The following is a 21,144-nucleotide window of genomic DNA, read 5'->3' on the forward strand; positions in this document are numbered from 1 at the left end:
TGGCTATTCCTGTTGCACAATAAGGCCATACTGCGGCGGGCGCGCCTTTCGCGACCATTTCCGTCCATTTGATTTCGGCTTGAAAAGCTGGAAAAACCCGTTAGTCGGAAGGAAACAGCCGCTATCATATATAATGGGGAAGACGCGGTGTCATGAAATCGAAGTTCATCATCGCCGATGATCATCCGCTGTTCCGGGGGGCATTAAGGCACGCGCTCATGCACAGCGTTGAGGAGGCGGATATTATCGAGGCGGGCGATTTCGACGCCGCCAGGAAGCTGGTCCTCGAAACCCCCGACATCGACCTTTTGCTGCTTGACCTGACCATGCCGGGCGCCAGCGGCCTTTCGGGTCTCGTCGCGCTGAAATCGATCCAGCCGGCACTACCGATCATCGTCGTCTCCGCGACCGACGATCCCGCCACCATCCGCCGCGCGCTGGAGCTTGGCGCTTCCGGCTTCATCTCCAAATCATCAGGCATCGAGGATATCGAAAAGGCGGTAAGCGCGGTTCTCTCAGGCGATATCTGGGCGCCGCCGGAAGTCGAGCTCGGCGGCGAGCCGGACCCTGAGATATCCGACCTGATCCACCGCATCCGCACCCTGACCCCCCAGCAGGCCCGCGTCCTCTCCATGCTCGCTGAAGGCCTCCTCAACAAGCAGATCGCCTATGAGCTCAGCGTATCCGAGGCGACCATCAAGGCCCATGTCTCGGCGGTCCTGCAGAAGCTCGGCGTCGACAGCCGCACCCAGGCGGTCATCCGGCTATCGAAGATCGGCGGGGATGGGATTCAGACGGTGAATTGACGTCCGCGCCTTTCCCTCCCCCTTGCGGGGAGGGTGGCCCGAAGGGTCGGGTGGGGGTGGTGACGTTTGCGCTTTTGTCTGAGAAAGTGGCGCAAACGTCACCACCCCCATCCGCCCGCTAACGCGGGCACATTCCCCGCAAGGGGGAAGGAGGGCGCGAGGCGGCCGACGGTTCCGTTCCACGTAAATTGTGCTAGAATGGCAACATACGTCCTTGGAAGCCGGAAACCATGACCGATCAAATTTTCATGTGGTATGTTTTCCCGATCCTTGTCGGTCTGGCCTGCTTTGGTTGGATTGGCTACGATAAATATATCAAGAATCGCTCTCGCTGATCTACTCCGCCGCCTGCATCCGCGTCCGATGATGCGAAAGCAAGGCCCGCAATGCCGCCGGTTTCAGCGGCTTGTGCAGCACCGTCACCTCTTCCGCCTCTGCCCGCAGGCGTACTTCGTTGGAGCGGTCGGCGGTGACGAGAACGGCCGGTAATTTCCCGTAATAGCCGCGCGCCTCGCCGATCAGGTCGAGGCCGTTTTCATTGTTGAGGTGGTAATCGGCAAGGATGATGTCGGGCGTCATACCTCCCTCCGCCAGAACTGCTTTCAGTTCCGCGCCGCTGCGCGCCGTTGCCACCTGGCACCCCCAGCCGCCGAGCAGGATCTCCATGCCCGCGAGGATGCGCTCGTCATTGTCGATGCAGAGCACATTCGTGCCGGAGAGTTCGTTGGCGCGGTAGGCTCCGGGCGATGCCTCGCCTGCCTTGGCCGGCACGGGCTGTTGAAGCGTCGCGAGCCGTACCGAGAAGACGGTTCCCTTGGCCGGCACGGAGCGCAAATCCAGCGGCAGCGACAGCACGCGCGCGATGCGGTCCACGATCGAAAGCCCGAGTCCCAGCCCTTCGGCCTCCTTCATGCCCTCGTCAAGCCGGGTGAATTCCCGGAAGACCGCTTCGAGCTTGTCGGCGGGAATGCCGATGCCGGTGTCGAGCACCTGCAAATCCACCGCATCGCCGCGCCGTCGCGCGCCCAGGAGCACGCTGCCGCTGCGGCTGTATTTGATGGCGTTGGAAACGAGGTTCTGCACGAGCCGGCGCAGCAAATTGCGGTCCGTCTCCACCACCACGCTGCTCGGCACGACGCGCAGCCGCAAGCCCTTCTGTCTGGCGAGCGGCGCAAAATCGGTGGCGATCTGTTTCATCAATTCATCGAGCCGGAAGACCGAGACATGCGGCTTCAGCGCCCCCGTATCGAGGCGGGAAATGTCCAGCACCGCGCCGAGGATGGCCTCGACAGACTCCAGCGAGGAATCGATGTTGCGCGTCAGGCTTTCCTCTTCCGCGCCCTTTAGCCGTTCCGTCAGGGCGGAACTATAGAGCCGCGCTGCATTGAGCGGCTGCAATATGTCGTGTCCCACTGCCGCCAGGAACCGCGTCTTGCTTAAGTTTGCCTCATCCGCCACTGCGCGCGCCTTGGCAAGCTCGCTGTTGACATGGGTCAGTTCCGCCGTGCGGTCCTCCACCCGCTGCTCCAGCGTCTCATTGATCCGCTTCAGCGCATTGGCCGCCTCGACGGCGAGGGTGATGTCCGTATAGGTGGCGACGACCCCGCCATCCGGCATCGGGTTGGAGCGGATTTCGAGGATGCGTCCGCTCGATTTCAGCTCTATGCGCCAGGGCTGCCGGAACGTGGTGAAATTGCGCATGATGGTGACGATGTTTCCCGCCGCCACATCGCCGCGCCGCGCCAGATGCTCGATGATCTCAGACAACGGCGTGCCGACCTGGCCGAACTCATCGGGAAGGTCGAGCAACAGGCGGAACTGCCGGTTCCAGCAGGTGAGCCGGAAATTCCGGTCGAACACCGTGATGCCCTGTTCCATCTGGTCGAGCGCGATCTGCAACAGGCCCCGGTTCTGCTGCAGCGCCTCCGAGGCGTCATCGAGGAGGCGCAGCGCGCCGCGTGTGGAACTGTCATTGCGCTGCAGGAGCAGCGACAGGACGAGCCGGGCGGAAGACGAACCGACCGCGCTGCCGAGCAATTGCTCCGCATAGCGGATGAGGCCCATATCGGCGGGCGCAGTGCCGACCAATGTTCTTTGCTCCCGGACGGCAAAACTCTGGAACGAGCGCTCCACCCGCTCCGCGCCCAGATAGCGCGCGATGGTCGCTTTCAACTCATCGACGGTCACCGTGGTGCGGAAGCGGCGCAGCGTCGGCACTGTCATGATGTCGCGCGGCATGAAGGTGGTGGCCTGGATGCGCTCGAGCGGCGTCGCCTTGCGCGAGAGCGAGGCGAGGATATAGGCGAACGTGTTCGCCGCCAGGCTCCAGATCACGCCATTGGTAAGCGGAAAGGCGTCGGTGCCGAACAACGCCTGCGGTTTCAGCGCCGCGAGGCCGAACAGCCCTTCGCGCAGGATGGCGGCGTCCGGTGGTGCGAGGGTGGGCAGCAGCAGCGTATAGGCCCAGACCGCGAAGCCGCAGATCATGCCTGCCACCGCGCCGCGCGCATTCGCCCCGCGCCAGATCAGGCCGCCGAGCAGGGGAGGGGCGAACTGCGCGATGGCGGCGAAGGAGACGAGACCGATGGAGGAGAGGCGGATATTATCCGCCGTCTCGCGGTAATAGATGAAGGATATGAACAGGATGACGATGATCGTCGCCCGCCGCGTATAAAGGATCATGCGCGTCAGGTCGCGCGGCTCGCCTTCCTCGCTGCGCAGGAAATGCTTGATGAAAAGCGGCAGCACCAGATGGTTCGAGATCATCACAGACAGCGCCACGCAGGCGACGATGACCATGGCGGTGGCCGCTGAAAGCCCGCCGACAAAGGCGATGAGCGCCAGCAGATGGTGGTCGGTCGCCAGCGGCAGCGCCAGCACATAGAGGTCGGCATTGGTGCTGGGCCCAAGCGCCACCACGCCGGCAAGCGCGATGGGCAGCACGAAAAGATTGATCAAGACCAGATAGGCCGGGAACAGCCAGCGCGCGATGCGCAGCTCCGTCACGCTGCGGTTTTCCACGACAGCGACATGGAACTGGCGCGGCAGCATGAGGATCGCGATGGCGCTGAGCACGCTCTGCACAATCCATGTGCCGATGGAGGTCTGGTAATTGAGGGCATGGGATGCCGCTTCATTCAGCGTCACCGCCTCCATGAGCGCGGAAGGGCTGCCGAAGAGGAAGAAGGTGCAGGCAAGACCCACGGCGAGAAAGGCGCAGAGCTTTATGACCGATTCCAGCGCCACCGCGAGAATAAGCCCGTCCTGATGCTCGGTCGCGTCCGTATGCCGTGTGCCGAACAGGATGGCGAACAGTGCCAGCACGCAGGCGACCGGCAGGGACACGTCGCTGAACACATAGCCGATGGGATCGAAGGACTGGCCGTAATGCGCGACGATCAAATCCACACTGCCGGACACCGCCTTCAATTGCAGTGCGATATAGGGCAGCGCGCCGATGGTGGCGATCAGCGTGGCGATGGAGGCGACGGCGAAGCTCTTGCCGTAGCGGGCGGCGAGGAAATCGGCGATGGAGGTGATGCGTTCGGCTTTTGCCAGCCGCACGATATGGCGCACCAGCCGGTTGCCCACGGTGAAGACGAGGATCGGGCCGATATAAATGCCGAGGAACTCCAGCCCCCGCTCCGCCGCAACGCCCACGGAGCCGAAAAAGGTCCATGAGGTGCAATAGACGGCGAGGCTGAGCGCATAGATATAGGGCCGCGGCTCGGTCCCCCAGCGCTGCGCGCGCCGGTCCCCCAGGCTCGCCACCGCGAAGAGCAGGAGCAGATAGAGAAACGCAATGCCGATAATTCCCCAACCCTGCACGGTTCCCTCTTTTTCCCCTCTACTCCATCTTTTAAGGAAGCATTAAAACAAAGTATGGAGACGATAGCATGCTTAAGGAATTCAAGGAATTTGCCCTGAAGGGAAACATGGTGGATCTCGCCATCGGCGTGGTCATCGGCACCGCCTTTGGCGGGCTGGTCAATTCGATCGTCGCCGACTTCATCACCCCCATCATCGGCTTCCTGACCGGCGGGCTCGATTTTTCCAACATGTTCGTACAGCTGGCCGGGGAGCCGAAGCCGACCCTCGCCGCTGCGCGTGAGGCGGGCGCGACCATCGCCTACGGCCACTTCCTTACGCTCGCCATCAATTTTCTCATCGTCGCCGCCGCGCTGTTCGTGGTGGTGAAGCTGATGAACCGGCTGAAACTCAAGGGGGAAGCCGCCCCGGCCGCGAAACCGGAGCCGTCGCGGGAAGAGGTGCTTCTGACGGAGATCAGGGATTTGCTGGCGAAGGGGAGGTGATGACAGCAGCCATGTTTTGATGGATTTGCCTGGCACACCCCCCTCTGTCCTGCCGGACATCTCCCCCACAAGGGGGGAGATTGGCCTTCATAGATGGCAGATACCAATCGTAGACGTCGTAAGATGAGAGCGGAGCGCTGTGTCAGCCAATCTCCCCCCTTGTGGGGGAGATGTCCGGCAGGACAGAGGGGGGTACTGTCCYGCCGACATTTCCATTTGAAAACCCCTCGCATCACCGCCAAAGAGGCGAGCGGATAAGGTAGTATCGGGCAGAGGGGACATAACAAATGGATCAAGGCTATCGCCAACCCGCCAAGGACGACATCTGGACGAAGGCCATCGCCATGGCCGCTTCGCTGGCCGTCGCCACGGTCGGCGCATTGGCGGCTTATGCAATCAGCCTTCCCATTCCCTTTCTCCTCGGCTCGGTGATATCGGTCACCATTGCCTCGCTTGCGGGCATGCGGATTTATCTGCCCGATTGGCTGCGTAATATCGTCTTCTTTATGCTGGGCTTGCAGGCGGGATCCGGCGTGCGGCCTGAAACGCTGAACCAGCTCTCGGCCTGGCCGGGCAGCTTCGTTCTCCTGTTCGTCATGCTCATCACAGTGACCGGCTTCACCTATCTCCTGCTGCGTAAGGTGTTTCGCTGGGACGGCCAGACGGCGCTGTTTTCCGCACTGCCGGGCGCGCTCTCCTTCGTGCTCGCGGCGGCGAGCGACACGCGCGCCGATATGGTCCGCATCACCATCATCCAGACCACAAGGCTGTTGCTGTTGATTGGCTTTCTCGCGCCGCTTCTTGCCATCCTCGGCCGCAGCGCGCCGCATGTGGATTTCACTGTGACGCACGAGCTGACGCTGGAGGCCGCAGCCATCCTCTTCGGGGGCGGGCTTGCCGGTGCGGTGATCGGCCATTACAGCCGTGTGCCAGGCGGCATGATGCTGGGTGCGCTGCTGGCAAGCGCCATCCTGCATGGCGGATCATGGGTGGAGGCGAGCCTGCCGCGCGGCCTTTCGGACCTCGGCACCATCGTGCTCGGCGTTCTCATCGGCTCGCGCGTCAACGCCAGCCACCGCATGCACCTTGTCCGCTATCTGCCCGCCGCGCTTCTGGCCTTCATTATAGGCACATCGGCGGCTTTTGCGGTCGGCGCCGTGGTCTGGCTACTTTTCGACTTGCACCCGGCCCAGATCGCGCTCGCTTTCGCGCCGGGCGCGCTGGAAGCCTTGACCGTCATCGCCTTTTCGCTCGGCGTCGACCCCGCCTATGTCGCCTCGCACCATGTGGCGCGGTTCATCATGATCGCGGTGACGGTGCCGTTCGTGGCGCGGTGGTTGAATGGCAGGGGAGATAAGGGAATAGGGGAATAGGGGAAGGGTTGCCTCCTCCGAGGGAATCAGGATGGTCCCTTACTCCCTTACTCCCTTACTCCCTTACTCCCTTCGAGCGAAGCGAGGTCATCCCCCCGCCTGCGATACCATCAGCGGTACGACACGGTCGGATTTGGCGAGCTGCGGAGCCCGCGTTTCGGCAAAGGGGATGCCCAGCGTCTCCCAGACTTCGCGCAGCGCATCCCTCAATTGCAGCACCAGCGTATCGTCGTGGAACGGCGTCGGCGTGATGCGCAGCCGCTCCGTACCGCGTGGTACGGTCGGGTAGTTGATGGGCTGGATATAGATGCCATGCACCTCCAGCAGCCGGTCGCTGGCCTTCTTGCACAGCTCGGGATCGCCGACGAGCACAGGCACGATATGCGTCTGCGACGGCATTACGGGCAGTCCGGCGGCGGAAAGCACATCTTTCGTCATCTGCGCCTGGCGTTGATGCTGCCGCCGTTCTTCCTGCGATGTCTTGAGGTGGCGGATCGAAGCCGTGGCAGCGGCGGCGATGGAAGGGGGCAGGGCGGTGGTGAAGATGAAGCCCGGCGCATAGGAGCGCACCGCGTCGATGACGGAGCGCGAGCCGGTGATATAGCCGCCGAGCGAGCCGAAGGCCTTGGCAAGCGTGCCCTCAATGATGTCAATGCGGTGGGCAAGCCCGTCGCGGTCGGTGATCCCACCACCGCGCGGCCCGTACATGCCGACCGCGTGGACCTCGTCGATATAGGTCATGGCGTTATATTCATCGGCGAGATCCGCAATCTTCTCGATCGGCGCGATATCGCCATCCATCGAATAGACGGATTCGAAGACGATGATCTTGGCGCGCTGCTTGCCCGCCGCCTTCAGCAGGCTTTCCAGATGCTCCAGATCGTTATGGCGGAAGATTTTCTTCTCCGCGCCGGAGCGGCGCACGCCCTCGATCATCGAGGCGTGGTTGAGCTCGTCCGAGAGGATGAGGCAATCCGGCAGCAGCCGGCCGATGGTGGAAATCGCCGCCTCGTTCGAAACGAAGCCGGAGGTGAAGACGAGCCCGGCCTCCTTGCCGTGGAGGTCGGCGAGTTCTTCCTCGAGCTCGACCAGCGGGCGGTTGGTGCCGGATATGTTGCGGGTTCCCCCGGCGCCGGTGCCGAGGCGCTGCGCCGCATCGCAAAGCGCGGTGATCACATCGGGATGCTGGCCCATGCCGAGATAATCATTCGAGCACCACACGGTGATTTCGCGCGCCGCTCCATTGTTGCGCCAGAGGGCACGGGGAAAGCGGCCAGCGATACGTTCCAGATCGGCAAAGACGCGGTAACGCTTCTCGGCGTGCAACTGGTCGATCGCATCCTCGAAAAAACGGCGATAGTCCATCAAACGCTCCTGAAATTTTGTCATGTCTCTTACCGTCTCTGAACGTTTGCGTCCATCGTTGGCACGCGGGCAATTTGCCACGTTTTGCTGAACCGGTGTTGATTGACGTCAAACTGCTAGCCATCGGCGCAAGCGTCGGTCAATTACACTGTTTACAGGTCTTTTCACTTTATCTTATAGGGGGATTCTCAAAGGCGCGGATTTGCTCGGAATGCGTAACGATACGACATCGATTCCAATGCTCGATAAATATAATACAGCATCCGCTCCGCGCAGTCGATGATGCGCTATCCCGTCGCGAACGAAGCGGACTGGGATGCTTATTGGCGCGTCCCCCCGATCCGGAATCTGAAGCAGCGGTGGCGGCACGCGATGCTTTCCTTGGCCAAGGGAAAGGACGACGCCGGGCTGACGGCGTCATCAGGCAGTTTCGCTGCCCTGCGCCCGGACGACCTGCCTTTGATTTGCGTGGTGCGCAACGCCGCTTCCTATTTGAAGGCTTTCCTCCGCTACTATCGCGCGCTCGGGGTTACCCGGTTCATCTTTGTCGATGACCGGTCGGATGACGGGACCGCCGGGATTCTGGCCGCAGCGCCCGATGTCGATCTGTTCGTTTCAAATATCCGTTACGCCGAGGCCGATCGCGGGCGTATCTGGCGCGATGCCCTGTTTGACATTTATGGATATGACCGCTGGTATATGTCTGTCGATGCGGATGAATTCTTCGTATTCCCTCGCATGGATCGGCGCGACATCCGCGAATTTATCGAAGAGCTGGAACAGAGCGGCGTCCGCCGGTCATTGGCGCCGATGATCGACATGTATCCGCCGGGCCTGCTGCGCGACGGAATTTTCGTCGATGATGGCGTGAAATATCCCTTTGAAGTGTCCTCCCATTTTGACGGCGACGGCTATACCGTCAAGCATGAGCGTTTCGGGGTTGCCGTGCGGGGCGGGCCTCGCCAGCGCCTCTTCGGACGCAGCATGCGGCTATCGAAATTTCCGCTGATGTGGGTCGACAGGAAGACCGATTATTACCGGGGAAGCATTCATGGGCCCGGCCCATGCTACCGCAATTGCCTGCCTGTGACCGGGGCGCTGCTGCACTACCGCTTTTCGTCACGATCCGTTGACGAATTCCGGCGCATCGCCTCGGAGAAAAGCCATGCCGGCGGCTCCGAACATTACAGAGCCATCGTGACGGACACCCGTTTCTCCGACGATCTGTCGCTGATGTATGAAGGCTCGGTTCAATATACGGGACCGGAATGCCTGGTCGAACGCGGTTTCATGGTCGATTTCCGGAACCGCGCCTGAATGCGACGCGGCCCGATACGGGCCGTCTCGCAATGCTGATGACGATGCTTGATCAGACCGGCTGCCAGCCCGGCTCGACGGCATCGGCCTCAGCGCGCCACAGATCGGCGTAATCCACATTCTGCCAATCCTTGAACCATGGGCCGCCGCGCGTGTAATGGACGACCTTCGGCAGGCTGCCTTCCGGTTTCTCGTTCCAGCCCTCGAGCCAGTTGTACTCGGTGGGCAGAGCGCCGATTTCGTCATCCGCGGCCCATTGCATGCGGTGGAGATAAGCGCCCGTTTCCCGGTTGATGAGTTCCGGCGTCAGCTTGCGCGTCGACGGATGCGCGCAGTTGAACCACATGCAGGACGACCAGTTCTTGCGCGGATAGCTTGTCTGCACCTTTCCGTCCATCTTGACGCTATCCTTCGGCTGGTAATCGTGCTGGACGCAATAGACCGCCTTGGACGGATCGTTGAACGACCACAGCCCCGCAATGTCGCCGAGGAACAGGAAATCGCAATCGCAGAAAAGCGCCCAGCCCTCATATCCGGCAAGCCATGGCGTGAAAAAGCGGGAATAGGTGAATTCCGTTGACGCAAGCGGATCGATGTCGCGGGTGTAAACGCCCTGATCGACAAGATCCTGCAATTTGATCGGAACGATATCGAGCGGGACGGAGGAGTGCTTCAATGCTGACGCCTTGGCGACTTCATAAGCGATGGGTTCACGGGAATCCCAGCCGATAAAAATGCGTAACGGTTCAGTCATTTACAGTTCCTCTCATGAAGATATGTCACGTCGCCGCCGGGCGCCTTTGCCTATTCCATCAGGGTGATACGGCCCGAATTGACTTTCCCTTCGACCCACGCCCGCTCGTCAGCCCATGCATGCCGCTTCCATCCTTCCCAGCTGAAGCCGCACAGCTCCACATCCCAGCTTTCTTCCGGGCATTTTCCGAGCATATACCAGATGCCGAAAAAGCCGGTGCTGGGAAAGACCTTGCTCATATTCTCGTCTCTTACCCCTAATTCCTTGCAGCCCGCAATGTAGAATTGCGGCGGCATGATGAGTATCTCCTTGCCGGCGGCACCGACCACCTCGATGGTTTCCTGTGTCCAGTCGGAGCGTCGTCCTTTGATCCGCGAAAGGAAATTCGGCTTGGGGTGATATTGGCGGATGATGCTCGGATGATAGGCGAGCATGACCTGCTTAGCGGCTTTGAAGGTTGGCGTCTGAACGAAGCCCGGATCACGCACGCGCCGCTCGGCCGGCTTGCTCGATGTCGCGAGCATCAGGAGGTCCGTCCTGACCCCGCTCATGCCGATCGATTCCTTTGGCTCGTTGAAGCGAACGACAAAATCCGCCGTGTCCACTTCTTTGGAGAGGTCGCGGGGCAGGGGGCCGTTTCCGACGATGACGAGACGTTTGCGTGCGAGGGACATCAGGGGATCTGGTTTTGGAACGAAGATATGCTCCCTCCTTTAACCAAAAATCCCTCGCTGGCAATGAGCCTGACATAAAATCCGCGATACCGGCGCCTTGGCGCGCCGGGATCGCTATGTGCATTGGGGGCGGCAGCGACCTGCCGTCAGGCCAGGCTGGGCTTCGTTACACGGATATTGATGTTATCGTCGGCCAGATCGAAGCCCGAATAGTTGCGCTGGAAGGCGATGATCGCGTCATTGACGCCCTTGGAGAAACCATCGTCCTGCACTTCGATCCTGTGGCGATACAAAATCCGCTCGCCTTTATAGAATACAACTTGTCCTTCCATGATACATCCCTCCTTCTCTTGCTGTAATATATTAAGCTAATCCTCGACGGCGAAAGATCAAGGCTTGGACGCGAAAAGTAAACGAAGCGGGCGCGAACCTTCTATGCACCCAATCTCCGTTTCAGCCTTTCCTCGCACAGCGCCCGCATGGCGCGGGCGCCTTGCGCATAGGTCGTGCCATTGGTCTCGTCGGTCTTGAGCCAGTCCTCCGGCGCGAGATCGCGCAGGGCGGCGAGGGTGCGCATCGGCACCGGGTCGGTGCAGCTCCACAGGCGGCGGAAGATGACGCTGATGCGCGTATGCTTGCCGTTGACATTGACCGAGGGCTCTTCCGTCCCGGCGATCCAGTCTTCATAAGCATCGACCGCGTCCTGGAACGCATTGTGCAGATAAATCGGCGCATGACCTTCATGAAGCGGGGGCAGCAAGCTCGGCATGTCTGTTTCCTCTCTTCGTCGGTTAGCATGACCCCGAAAAGTTGCAGACTTTTCGGACAAGGTCATGCGGGAAAACTTAAGCATGACCCCGAAAAGTTGCAGACTTTTCGGTCAAGATCATGCGGAAAAAACGAGTCTGCGTTGCGACGGCGCATGTGCAACCGTCGGCTCAAAGCGTACAAACGATATAACGAGATGCAAGAAACCTTGTTCTATAATCTAGGAAATAAAAATTAATTCAACCTTTACCAAGCTCTATTGAGCGCTTCTTTGCCGCTTCCACGGCTTCTATAATAAGATTCTTCAATCGGTCCTCGCCCATCAGCACCTCGAGCGCGGCTGCCGTGGTGCCTTTCGGGCTCGTCACCTGCTCGCGCAGTCTCGAAGGGCTGTCCTGGCTTTCCGCCGCCAGTGCGCCCGCGCCATAAACGGTCTGCCGCGCAAGCAGTTCCGCCATCGCCCGGTCGAGACCGGCGGCGACGCCCGCATCGGTCAGGCATTCGATGAAGTGAAAGACATAGGCGGGTCCCGATCCCGAGACCGCCGTCACCGCGTCCATCAGGCTTTCGTCGGCAATGCTTGCCACCGCGCCGCTCGTCTCCAGAAGCCCGGCAACGAAGGCGGCGTCCGCGTCAAGCACATTGGCGTTGCGGTAGGTGACGAGCATGCCCTTGCCGATGGCCGCGGGCGTGTTCGGCATCACGCGCATGATCGCAGTCTTCCCGCCCAGCAGTTCCTCGAACAGCGCCACCGGCGTTCCGGCGGCGATGCTGACGAAAGTGGCGTCCGCAGCAAAGCGGGCATAAGCGGGCAGCACATCGGCCATCATCTGCGGCTTCACGGCGATCAGCACCATGCGCGGCGTGAGATCGTTCGCAAGCGCGCCGGCATCCTGAGCCGTATGGACGCCCAGGCCCGCCGCGCGCTCGCGCAGCGCCTCGGCGGGTTCCACCACATGGATATTCTGAGGCTCGAGCGCGCCGGAATCGAGCCAGCCTTTCAGCATGGCGAAACCCATATTGCCGCATCCGACCAGAACCACCCTGTCGCCCATCATCGTCACCTCTCTCGATTTGCGCGGGGTACATTGACGATGGACGAGCGCGCGGTCAACTGCTGACCCGCGACGGGATAATCACCCGTGCCGTCATGCGAAGCCCGAAGAGGGCGAACACCAGCATCAGCCAGACCGGGTCGGCCCGGCGGAAGAAGAAACTTTCGAGAAAGGCATTCAGCGTCGAGAAGGTCAGCACCATCATGAAGAAGTCAGCCAGAAGCACGTTCTCGCGGTTGCGGCGGCAGCGGAGGTAATCGAGGAGCGGCATGAAGATGATGACGATGACCGCGCAAACGAGCGCGGGAATCCCCATGGTGACCGCGATGTCGAGATAGCCATTATGGGCATGGACGATGCCGCGCACGTCCCAATCGAGATAATAGGGCCGCGCGGCATAAAGGGCTGTCGGCGTCGACCAGAAGCCGCCGAGGCCGTAGCCGGTCCATGGCTTTTTCTCCAGCATTTCCAGCGCAAAGCGCCAGATATCCGTGCGTCCGGTGAAGGAGGGCGCAGGAAGAAACGCGCCGATGAGCCGCGCGACCGGCGGAAACAGCACGACGCCGAGCGTGAAGAAGAAAAAGCCGATCTGCGTCGCAAGCACCAGCGCCGCCGCAAGCGGCCTCAGTCCGAATATGCCCGGCACGCCCACGAGGATGGCGACGAGCGGCACGAGCGCGGTCGAGGTTTTCGAGCCGGCCCCCGACACGAAGCCGAGCGCGGCAAGGGCGATCAAGCCGCCCGTGACGAACCAGCGCCGCCGGATGAGATAAATCCCGGCGAAGAAGAACGCCGCCATGACGGGCGCAGCCACGTTCTTGTGCGAAAAGACACCGCGCCAGAGAAAGGAATTCTGCGGCTCCAGAATATCGGCCCCATGCGTTGCAAGATCGGGCACAAGCACAATCCCCGTATAGGAAAGAATGAGGATCAGGGCTGCCGTCAGCGTGAAGATCAGCGAAAAGCCATCCGCATCGCGCGGCAGGCAGAGCACCGATATGGTCGCGGTCATGGCGATGAGCGTGAAGAGAAAAGCGCGCAGCGCCACTTGCGGGTCGGGCGAGATCAGCGCGGCGAAGACCACGAAGCCGAGCATCACCAGCCAGAGCGGGCTTGCCATCGCGCCGATGGTGCGCGGGCGCGCCAGCATCAGCACCGAGAGAACACCGAGGACACCGAGCCCGCTGAAGCCCAGCTGATTGACGAGGTCGCCGCTTTCCTTATCCGTGCCTTCAGGAAAATAGGGCCGGAACGAGATCAGCAGCAGCGACAGGATCAGCGCGCCGATGAGGGCCGCCACCATGCGCATGGAGACGGCAGCGGGCATGACGCGGGTCCCCGCCAGCGACCGTAGGGAGCTTAAGGGCGGGGCAGGCAAAGGGCTTTCAGTTCTTTTCAGGCTGGCGATATTGCTCATTGGCATATCCGAATTCGGCCAAAACCCGGCCAAGGCCGATATGGATATAATAAAAGCCGGTCGCGGGCGAGCCGGACTTTACCCCTTTGACGGCGGCCTTGAAAGGCGAGAAGGCGAGCAATGCCAGGCTTTTGAGGATGACGCGAAGCCGGCCCAGCGGCTCATCCGCCCGCTTGCGCTTTTCGACCAGCGTGGAAATCACGCCGTTGCGCAGGCCTCGCGCCCGAATCCAGTCCCGCTCTAGCCGCCGGCTGGGGATCGTCTCCCGAACGGGCGCCTCCGCGCACCAGGCAAGGCGGAAGCCTTTGACAACGCTCCGGTCGAGGAAATCGGCATCCCCGCCGCCCATGAAATTGAACATGGGATCGAGGAAGGGATAGGGCATCGCCTCCAGCACCCGCCGGGAAATCAGGAGATTGCCCGAGGAATAGAGCGCCGCCACCGGCCCGCTGCGGTCATAACGCGGCGTGAAGATCGGATGCGCCGCCCATTCGGCCTGTTCGGGCCGCTCGAAAACCGGGATTTGCGGACCGCCGACGATATCGGCGCCATAGCGTTCCCCGGCAGCCGCCATGTTTTCCAGCCAGTTCTCATCGGCGATTTCGTCGTCGTCGATGACGAGCAGCGACGAGAAATTCGGGAAATGCACGAGCGCCGTCCGCCAGCCGGCATTGTAGGCGTTGCAATTGCCCTTGTCGCGGGCGACGATCAGCAATCCCTCGAAGGTGCCATCCGCAAAGAGCGAGCGAACCGCCGCGGCCCCCTCTTGTCCCTCGGCATCGTTTTCTATGACGATGATGGCGAAGCGCCGCCCGGTCGCCTGAGCCTTGACGGAATACAGCGTCTTCAGCAGATGGTCGGGTCGGCGGAAGGTCGGGATCGTCACCACCGCCTCCACCTCGTCCTTGCGCAATTGCGGCGACTGGACAAGGAGCGTGATGTTGTCGGGCAGCGGTTGGCTCATGCCTGTTTCCTGGAAATATTCGGCGCCATAGATTCCCTTCCGCGCCCGGTTAATCAAGCCTTCATTTCGCCTGCTTATCATCCTAGGGCAAACATATAAGTGTTTGCTGCGTTTGTGTTTGGTGGGTCCATGCCTCTTCTTTTTGTCACCTTGCTTGTGCCTGACGGTAAGCTGGCGGCAGGATATGGGTTATAATGCCGGAGGCTGGCGTGCTCGCTTCAACCGAGGCCGTGGCGGAAATCGAGCGCCGCGTGAGCGGGACGGCGTCTCTGGTGACGCCGAGCTATCAGGCGGATTTCGAACGCTGCCGGCTGCTTTGCGAGAGCATTGACCGTTTCGTCACCGGCGCGCAGAAGCACTATCTCCTCGTCGCCGGCCATGATGTGGCGCTTTTCCGCCAGCTCGAAGGTCCGCGCAGGGAAGTGATCGACGAACGCGACCTGCTGCCCTCCTGGCTCCACAGCGTTCCCGATCCCAGCGGCTTCTTCCGCCGGCGCGTCTGGCTCAGCACACGCCTCGCGCCGCTGCACGGCTGGCATGTGCAACAGCTTCGCCGCATTGCCATTGCGCAGCAGGTTTCGGATGCCGCGCTTGTCTATTGCGATTCCGATGTGGTGTTTCTGAAGCCATTCGACCTCTCCGTCTTCTGGCGCGATGGGCGTCTACGGCTCTACCGGCGCGACGGGGCGCTGCCGATGGATAGCCACGCCGGCCATACCAGCCATGCAGATTGGGCGCGGAACGCAGCCGAGGTTCTGGGCTTAGCCCAAGGCGCGGATAACAGGGATGATTATATCTCGACCGTGATCGCCTGGCGCCGGGAGACCGTGCTTGCCATGATCCGCCACCTCGAGATGCTGCACCAGCGCCATTGGGTCGAGGCCATCGCCATGCGGCGGCATTTTTCCGAATGTCTCGTTTATGGCCGCTTCGTCGATGAAATTCAGGGCGGGGAGGGGCATTTTCACGATGCCCTGCAGTTCTGCCGGGTTTACTGGGAGGGCCCCAGCCTTTCGGGCGACGGGTTGCAGCAACTGGTCGCCTCCATGACATCAGAGCAGGTTGCCATCGGCGTTCAATCCTTCACCGGAACGGACCTTGGCTCCCTGCGCAAACTCTTGGCCTGACGATGAGAGCGCTACCGGTGCAATTTGAGACTATGAAGCGCTTTCCGCAGGATATATTCGGCCTTCGCTTCACGAATGCCGGCGCGGAAGCCCTGGTGGAGCACCTGATCCGCGCGCCCCAGCCGCTCAAAGGCGGGGCGCGGATGTTCTTCACCGCCAATCTCGACCATATCGTCCAGATGCGCGGCAATCCTGCCTTTCGCGAGGCCTATGACCGCGCGGCCATCGTGACGGCGGATGGAACGCCCGTTTTCCTTTACGCGCGCTGGCGCGGCGTGGCCCTGCCGGGGCGCGTGACCGGCGCCGACCTCTTTCCCGCCCTTATGGCGCGGCTCGACCCGGCGCGGCACCGGCCTTTCTTCGTCCTCTCCGATGAAGAAACCGCCGCACGCCTTGCCGAAAAGCTCGGCTCGCAAGGGTTCGGACAGGTTGAGACGGAAATTCCCCCCTTCGGGTTCGAGGAGGATGAGGCCTATTCCTCCGCGCTCGCGCGCCGTATCGCCGACGCCGGCACGACGCATCTGTTCTTCTGCGTCGGCGCGCCCAAGTCGGAATTGTGGCTCGACCGGCACCGCCATCGGATCGGGCCTTGCTTTGCCCTGGCGTTCGGCGCCAGCCCCAATTTCTATGTCGGGACGGTGCAGCGCGCGCCGCAACTGATGCGGTCGATCGGCGCCGAATGGCTCTGGCGCTTCCTCTGCGAGCCGCGTCGCTTGTTCCGCCGCTATTTCATCGACGGCTGGAAATTCCTCGGCGCAATCGCCGACGATTTGCGCCGGAAAAGTCCATGACCGGGGAGGGACCCGGCTCGATCCTTTTCCTCACGACCGTGCTGCCCGGCGAAGGCCGCACCGGCGGTGAGATCGTCAGCGCCCACATCATCGAGGGCCTCCGCGCGCTTGGCGCTGACGTGCGGGTGCTCGGCTATGGCCGTCCGGGCTATGCCGCTCACGAGGGCGAAGTGCTGGTCGAGCACCGCCCCATCGAGACGCGCGGCGCGGCGCTCCATGCTGCGAAATGGCTGGCTGGGGCCGCTCTTGCCCGCAATGCTTATTCGAGCGCGAAATATAGGGGCTCCGCCTATGTCGCGGCGCTTGAAGGCGCGCTTCGCGAGCGTAACTGGGACTGGATCGTCATAGACCATGCGCAGATGGGCTGGCTTCTGCCGCTCGTTGAGGGCAGACCGCTCATCCATGTCTCCCACAATTGCGAGGGGCTGCTTTATGCGGGCCAGGCGCGGCATGGCAACGCGCTGCGCCGTGCGCTTTTCACGCGCGAGGCCCGGCTGATGCAGGCGATGGAGGCGCGGCTTGCCCGTGCCATCAGGGGCGTGTGGGTGCTCACCGAGGCGCAGGCGCGCGAGTTCCGGCAAATGGGCGCTTCCTCGGTCACGGTGCTGCCCGTGCCTCCCATGCCGCTTCCCGCTTCCTTCCGCCTCGGCGAGCCCGAATGGGATGTCGCGCTGCTCGGCACCTGGAGCTGGGGGCCGAACCGGGAAGGGCTCGACTGGTTCTGCCGTGAGGTCGTGCCGCTCGTGCCTGGCTTGAAGATCAGGGTCGGCGGCTCGGGCGCGGAGGATCTGCGCGGCCGCTTCGCGAATGTCGATATTCTGGGCCGCGTGCCCGATGCCGCCGCTTTTCTCGGGACCGGCCGGGTCATTGCCGTCCCCTCCGTCGCCGGCGACGGCATCCAGATCAAGACGCTCGACGCCATTGCCATCGGCCGCCCCGTGATCGCGACCTCCTTCGCGCTGCGCGGCCTTGATGGTCTGCCCGCCCGCGTGAAAGCCGCTGACAGCCCGAACGCCTTTGCCGATGCCCTGCGCCAGGCGATGACGGAAAGCCCGGCTGCGGATGATTGGCAGGCGCGGCGGCGGGACAATTTCCTCACCGCGTTGAAGAATGCCCTGATCTGATCAGACGCGCTTCGCAGGCCGCCGGAGCGCCGAATAGGTCAGGCACAGCGAAATGAGGTAAAGCGCGGCGAACACGACGTTCAGCCAAACGACCCAGGCGTCATCCGCCCTAAAATGCGTGAATAGGAGCCATATCGCGACGCCTTTCGCTCCCGTCAGCACGGCAAGGTTGAGCGTACGCCGGGCCGATTGGCCGCGGGCATAGAGAAGCTCCGCCTGATATTCGGTAAGATTGCGAAAGCCCGGAACGAGAAAAATCGACGGCAGCAGCACGACGATCTGCGCCACCTTGTCCCCCAGCGCATTGGGGACGAAATAGAGAAACAGCGAGAGCGCCGCGAGCGCCAGCGTGGAAACGAGAAACACCCCGCATTCCAGCCCCGCCTTGACTTTAAGCGAGGCCAGCATGTCCGGCTTGCGCATCAGCCGCTGCACCAGCATCATGTTGAACGAGCGGATGGGCATGGCGGTCAGATCGACCAGCCGCATCAAAATGGCGTAGACGCCGGCAATGCGCGGGCCCCCGAGGCTCAGGACCAGCAGCTTGTCGAGCTCGCTCTGCACATAGAACAGCATCTCCGCGCCGGTCACGGCCAGGGCATCGGTGACATGGCGCACGTAAAGCGCCGGCGCAAAACGCAGCCGCACCCGGGGGTAGAACCAGAGCGCGACGACGAGCGAAATACCGTTCGCGATGAAATACCACCACGCCCAATGGGCAAGATCGCCCTTTGCCGAAAGAAAGGCGAAGAGCATGGCGGCGACCGCCCGCATTGCCGTGCCCAAAACGGTGAGGATCGCCCCGCGCCCGAACCGGTTGAGGCCGTTATTGACGATGATGATCGCTTCCGTCGAGCGCCAGAACAGCGCCTCGGCGGCGATGATGAGCGCGAAGCCCAAAAGGTTTATGTCGTCACCGAAGAACAGTGCGTGGATTGCCCAGCCCGCGGCGGCAAGCACCGGCAGGGACAGCACGATGGCTGCGAGATAGCCCGCCGTGTAGGTCCCTAGGAGTTGCGGCTTGACGGTGGCGATGCGGTAGAGCGGCGAAACGAAGCCGAAGGAAACCAGCCGCGATAGGACCACGCCGGTCGCCGACGCGGTGGCAAATACGCCAAAGCTGCCTATGGAAAGGGTGTTGGCCAGCGCGACGAAATAAGCCAGCGAAATGACGAGCCGCCCCGCCGAGCCGCTGATCAGCGAGAAGTAATCGCGCAGGGGTCCCGCCTGCTGTTTTAGCCGGGAAATGAGCAAGCGAGCGTCTCTCTATGTTGCCGCATTTTAACGATTTCTTTTACATGCGGATTTAGTTTGGCTTAACCAAGATCACGAGGATGGGCAATATCGGATGACGGGTCCGGAAGACGAACAGAAGAAGCGCGCAGCGAAGCCGCTTCTGTCGTTTATAGAAAAGCCCGATCCCGAGAAGGGGCCGGAAGGCCCACGCGCGCCCGCCAAATCCGCCAAATCCAGCCGCGAGAACGAAGCGGAACGCCGGCGGGAGGCCCATGCCCGGCGAATGGCTGAACTGGAGCGCCATGTCCGCGAAACCGAAGCCGTGGAAGATGACGAACCCGCCCGCAAGGCGGAGGAGGCGCGCATTCGCGAGGAGATGGCCGCTGTCGAGGCGGATCTGCGCGCGCGGCTGGCGCCGGGCGAGACGCGCCGCGAGCAGGCCATCGCCGCGCCGGCCGAGCACGATGAGGAGCCGGTGCGCCGCCGAAGGGCCGCGCCGCGCCGCGAGGACTATCATCAGGAAGACGATCACGACGACGAATGGAAGCCGCTGGTCGATCCGCGCATCGTTCTCGATGCCATCAGCCGTTCGCGCAACCTCATCATCGCCACCACCCTGCTTGGCATCATCCTCGGCGTCGCCTATGGCCTTTCGCTGCCGAAAATGTATGCCTCCACGGCGGATATATTGGTCAATCCGCGCAGCATCCAGACGGTCGGTATCGACCTGACGCCAGACCAATTGCCGAGTGACGCCGCGCTCGCCGTGATCGAAAGTCAGTCCCGGCTCATCGATTCCGCCAGCGTGCTGACCAAGGTCATCGATCAGGCGGGGCTCATGAAAGACCCCGAGTTCAATGGCTCTATGAAACCGGGGGTCATCGGCGGATTCATCGCTTCCCTGCGCCAGCTTCTGTCGGGGCCGGGCACGGAGGATGAGACGAGCCTCGAAACCAAGGTCCTGACCAATCTTCGCCGGAGCCTGACCGTTTCCCGCGATCCCAAAAGCTTCATCGTCTCAGTGACGGTGAAGACCCGTGAGCCGGAGAAATCGGCTGAGCTCGCCAATATCATCACCAATGTTTTCCAGGAGCAGCTGGGCGTCCTCGATTCCGAGCTGGCGAAGCGCGCCACCGGCGAATTGTCCGCGCGCCTCGCCAATCTGAAGGCCAATGTCGAGAAGGCGGACAGTGCGGTTCAGAAGTTCAAGGCCGAGCATGATCTGGTCGATGTGCAGGGCCGGCTCATCACCGATGACGATGTCGCCAATCTGAACAGCCAGCTCTCTGCCGCCCGCGCTGAAACCATTCGCCTCAGGGCGCGCGTGGAATCGCTCAATGGCACGACGGCGGACAGCCTTTTCACCAGCGGCTTGCCCGAGGGGCTCAATTCCGGCGCCATCACAGCGCTGCGCTCGCAATATGCCGCCGCGCGGCAGCAGGCGGAGGGGCTGGCGACCAAGCTCGGCCCGCGCCATCCCGCGCTCATCCAGGCGCAGTCGCAGGCCGAAGGGCTGCGCCGCGAAGTGGAAGCGGAACTTCGCCGCATCCGCAACGCGATGCAGGTCGATCTGCAACGCTCGCAGCAGCAGGAAAAGGATCTTTCTGCTCGCCTTGCGCAGCTGAAGGTGCGCTACGCCGGAAACAACGAGGACATGGTCAAGCTGCGCGAGCTGGAGCGCGAGGCGAACGCCCAGCGCACCGTCTATGAGGCGTTCCTCCTGCGCACCCGCGAAACCGGCGAGCAGCAGGGCTTCAACACGGCCAATGTGCGCGTCATCTCCGGCGCCCGCCCGGCGCTCGAGCCGCTGGGGCCGTCGCGCCGCACCGTCCTTCTGGCAGGCCTCGTGCTGGGCCTCTTCGCCGGTCTCGGTATCGCCATTCTGCGCGGCATCTATGCCGCCCTCTTCGGCGGCGGACGGAATGCAGCCGGCTATGACGACACGCCGCCCCCGGTGCATGACGCGGGCAGCCCATCGTCAGACGCCGGAGAAACCCGCCTCGCCGCCGCCAAGCGCCGGGCGAGGGCAAAGGCGTAGCCCCAAAGCCGTTCAACAAGCC

18 protein-coding genes are annotated in these 21,144 nt (G+C 62.3%); 8 read left to right on the top strand and 10 right to left on the bottom strand.

The features are described 5' to 3' along the window. Positions 1 to 152 precede the first annotated feature (152 nt). Complete coding sequence (locus ACOWVG_RS00545; protein WP_420959411.1) at positions 153 to 806, top strand: response regulator; 654 nt, start codon at positions 153 to 155, stop codon at positions 804 to 806. 336 nt (positions 807 to 1,142) lie between these two features. On the opposite strand, the gene ACOWVG_RS00550 is transcribed toward ACOWVG_RS00545, so the two are convergent. After that, on the bottom strand, positions 1,143 to 4,634 hold the full coding sequence (locus tag ACOWVG_RS00550) for a PAS domain-containing hybrid sensor histidine kinase/response regulator (RefSeq protein ID WP_420959412.1): 3,492 nt from the start codon (positions 4,632 to 4,634) through the stop codon (positions 1,143 to 1,145). A gap of 68 nt (positions 4,635 to 4,702) precedes the next feature. Here ACOWVG_RS00550 and mscL point away from each other — a divergent pair, with 68 nt between their 5' ends. Then, complete coding sequence (mscL, locus tag ACOWVG_RS00555) at positions 4,703 to 5,119, top strand: large conductance mechanosensitive channel protein MscL (RefSeq protein WP_420959413.1); 417 nt, start codon at positions 4,703 to 4,705, stop codon at positions 5,117 to 5,119. A gap of 287 nt (positions 5,120 to 5,406) precedes the next feature. Beyond that, positions 5,407 to 6,492, top strand: a complete 1,086-nt coding sequence (locus tag ACOWVG_RS00560; protein WP_420959414.1) for an AbrB family transcriptional regulator — start codon at positions 5,407 to 5,409, stop codon at positions 6,490 to 6,492. A gap of 87 nt (positions 6,493 to 6,579) precedes the next feature. On the opposite strand, the gene hemA is transcribed toward ACOWVG_RS00560, so the two are convergent. Further along, positions 6,580 to 7,857, bottom strand: coding sequence for a 5-aminolevulinate synthase (hemA, locus tag ACOWVG_RS00565; protein ID WP_420959416.1), 1,278 nt, complete (start codon positions 7,855 to 7,857; stop codon positions 6,580 to 6,582). A 372-nt stretch (positions 7,858 to 8,229) separates the two neighbouring features. Between hemA and ACOWVG_RS00570 the strand changes: the two genes are divergently transcribed. After that, positions 8,230 to 9,174: a glycosyltransferase family 2 protein gene (locus ACOWVG_RS00570; protein WP_420959417.1), complete on the top strand. Its 945-nt coding sequence runs from the start codon at positions 8,230 to 8,232 to the stop codon at positions 9,172 to 9,174. A 52-nt stretch (positions 9,175 to 9,226) separates the two neighbouring features. On the opposite strand, the gene ACOWVG_RS00575 is transcribed toward ACOWVG_RS00570, so the two are convergent. The 7 genes from ACOWVG_RS00575 to ACOWVG_RS00605 all read right to left on the bottom strand — a co-directional run bounded on the left by ACOWVG_RS00575 (position 9,227) and on the right by ACOWVG_RS00605 (position 14,806). Continuing rightward, the gene (locus ACOWVG_RS00575) at positions 9,227 to 9,928 is read right to left on the bottom strand and encodes a glycosyltransferase (protein WP_420959418.1); all 702 of its coding nucleotides are present in this window, start codon (positions 9,926 to 9,928) and stop codon (positions 9,227 to 9,229) included. Between the two features lie 50 nt (positions 9,929 to 9,978). Further along, the gene (locus ACOWVG_RS00580; RefSeq protein WP_420959419.1) at positions 9,979 to 10,602 is read right to left on the bottom strand and encodes a glycosyltransferase family 29 protein; all 624 of its coding nucleotides are present in this window, start codon (positions 10,600 to 10,602) and stop codon (positions 9,979 to 9,981) included. A 146-nt stretch (positions 10,603 to 10,748) separates the two neighbouring features. Then, positions 10,749 to 10,934 carry a hypothetical protein gene (locus tag ACOWVG_RS00585; RefSeq protein WP_420959421.1) on the bottom strand — a complete coding sequence of 62 codons (186 nt, stop codon included), beginning with the start codon at positions 10,932 to 10,934 and terminating at the stop codon, positions 10,749 to 10,751. Positions 10,935 to 11,035: 101 nt separating this feature from the next. Further along, complete coding sequence (locus ACOWVG_RS00590) at positions 11,036 to 11,371, bottom strand: hypothetical protein (protein WP_420959423.1); 336 nt, start codon at positions 11,369 to 11,371, stop codon at positions 11,036 to 11,038. Positions 11,372 to 11,609: 238 nt separating this feature from the next. Continuing rightward, entirely contained in the window at positions 11,610 to 12,425 is an 816-nt protein-coding gene (gene proC / locus ACOWVG_RS00595; protein ID WP_420960135.1) for a pyrroline-5-carboxylate reductase, read from the bottom strand. Positions 12,426 to 12,480: 55 nt separating this feature from the next. Continuing rightward, the gene (locus ACOWVG_RS00600) at positions 12,481 to 13,842 is read right to left on the bottom strand and encodes an O-antigen ligase family protein (RefSeq protein ID WP_420959425.1); all 1,362 of its coding nucleotides are present in this window, start codon (positions 13,840 to 13,842) and stop codon (positions 12,481 to 12,483) included. Continuing rightward, positions 13,811 to 14,806 carry a glycosyltransferase family 2 protein gene (locus ACOWVG_RS00605; protein WP_420959427.1) on the bottom strand — a complete coding sequence of 332 codons (996 nt, stop codon included), beginning with the start codon at positions 14,804 to 14,806 and terminating at the stop codon, positions 13,811 to 13,813. Before ACOWVG_RS00605 ends, ACOWVG_RS00600 begins: the two co-directional genes overlap by 32 nt. Before the next feature lie 209 nt (positions 14,807 to 15,015). Between ACOWVG_RS00605 and ACOWVG_RS00610 the strand changes: the two genes are divergently transcribed. From ACOWVG_RS00610 to ACOWVG_RS00620, 3 genes are read left to right on the top strand one after another with little or no spacing between them, the layout of a single operon-like run. Beyond that, positions 15,016 to 15,933: a DUF6492 family protein gene (locus tag ACOWVG_RS00610; protein ID WP_420959429.1), complete on the top strand. Its 918-nt coding sequence runs from the start codon at positions 15,016 to 15,018 to the stop codon at positions 15,931 to 15,933. Between the two features lie 17 nt (positions 15,934 to 15,950). Next, positions 15,951 to 16,724, top strand: coding sequence for a WecB/TagA/CpsF family glycosyltransferase (locus tag ACOWVG_RS00615; protein ID WP_420959431.1), 774 nt, complete (start codon positions 15,951 to 15,953; stop codon positions 16,722 to 16,724). Continuing rightward, positions 16,721 to 17,848 (top strand): glycosyltransferase, encoded by a 1,128-nt coding sequence (locus tag ACOWVG_RS00620; protein WP_420959432.1) that lies wholly within the window; start codon positions 16,721 to 16,723, stop codon positions 17,846 to 17,848. The genes ACOWVG_RS00615 and ACOWVG_RS00620 overlap by 4 nt, the downstream gene beginning before the upstream one ends. On the opposite strand, the gene ACOWVG_RS00625 is transcribed toward ACOWVG_RS00620, so the two are convergent. Then, a complete protein-coding gene (locus tag ACOWVG_RS00625; protein WP_420959434.1) occupies positions 17,849 to 19,102 on the bottom strand; it encodes a lipopolysaccharide biosynthesis protein in 1,254 nt (417 codons plus the stop codon). Positions 19,103 to 19,196: 94 nt separating this feature from the next. Here ACOWVG_RS00625 and ACOWVG_RS00630 point away from each other — a divergent pair, with 94 nt between their 5' ends. Beyond that, entirely contained in the window at positions 19,197 to 21,122 is a 1,926-nt protein-coding gene (locus ACOWVG_RS00630; protein ID WP_420959436.1) for a GumC family protein, read from the top strand. The last annotated feature ends 22 nt before the right edge of the window (positions 21,123 to 21,144 follow it).

Source organism: Brucella sp. IR073 (assembly GCF_049065735.1).
Classification (GTDB): Bacteria; Pseudomonadota; Alphaproteobacteria; order Rhizobiales; family Rhizobiaceae; genus Paramesorhizobium.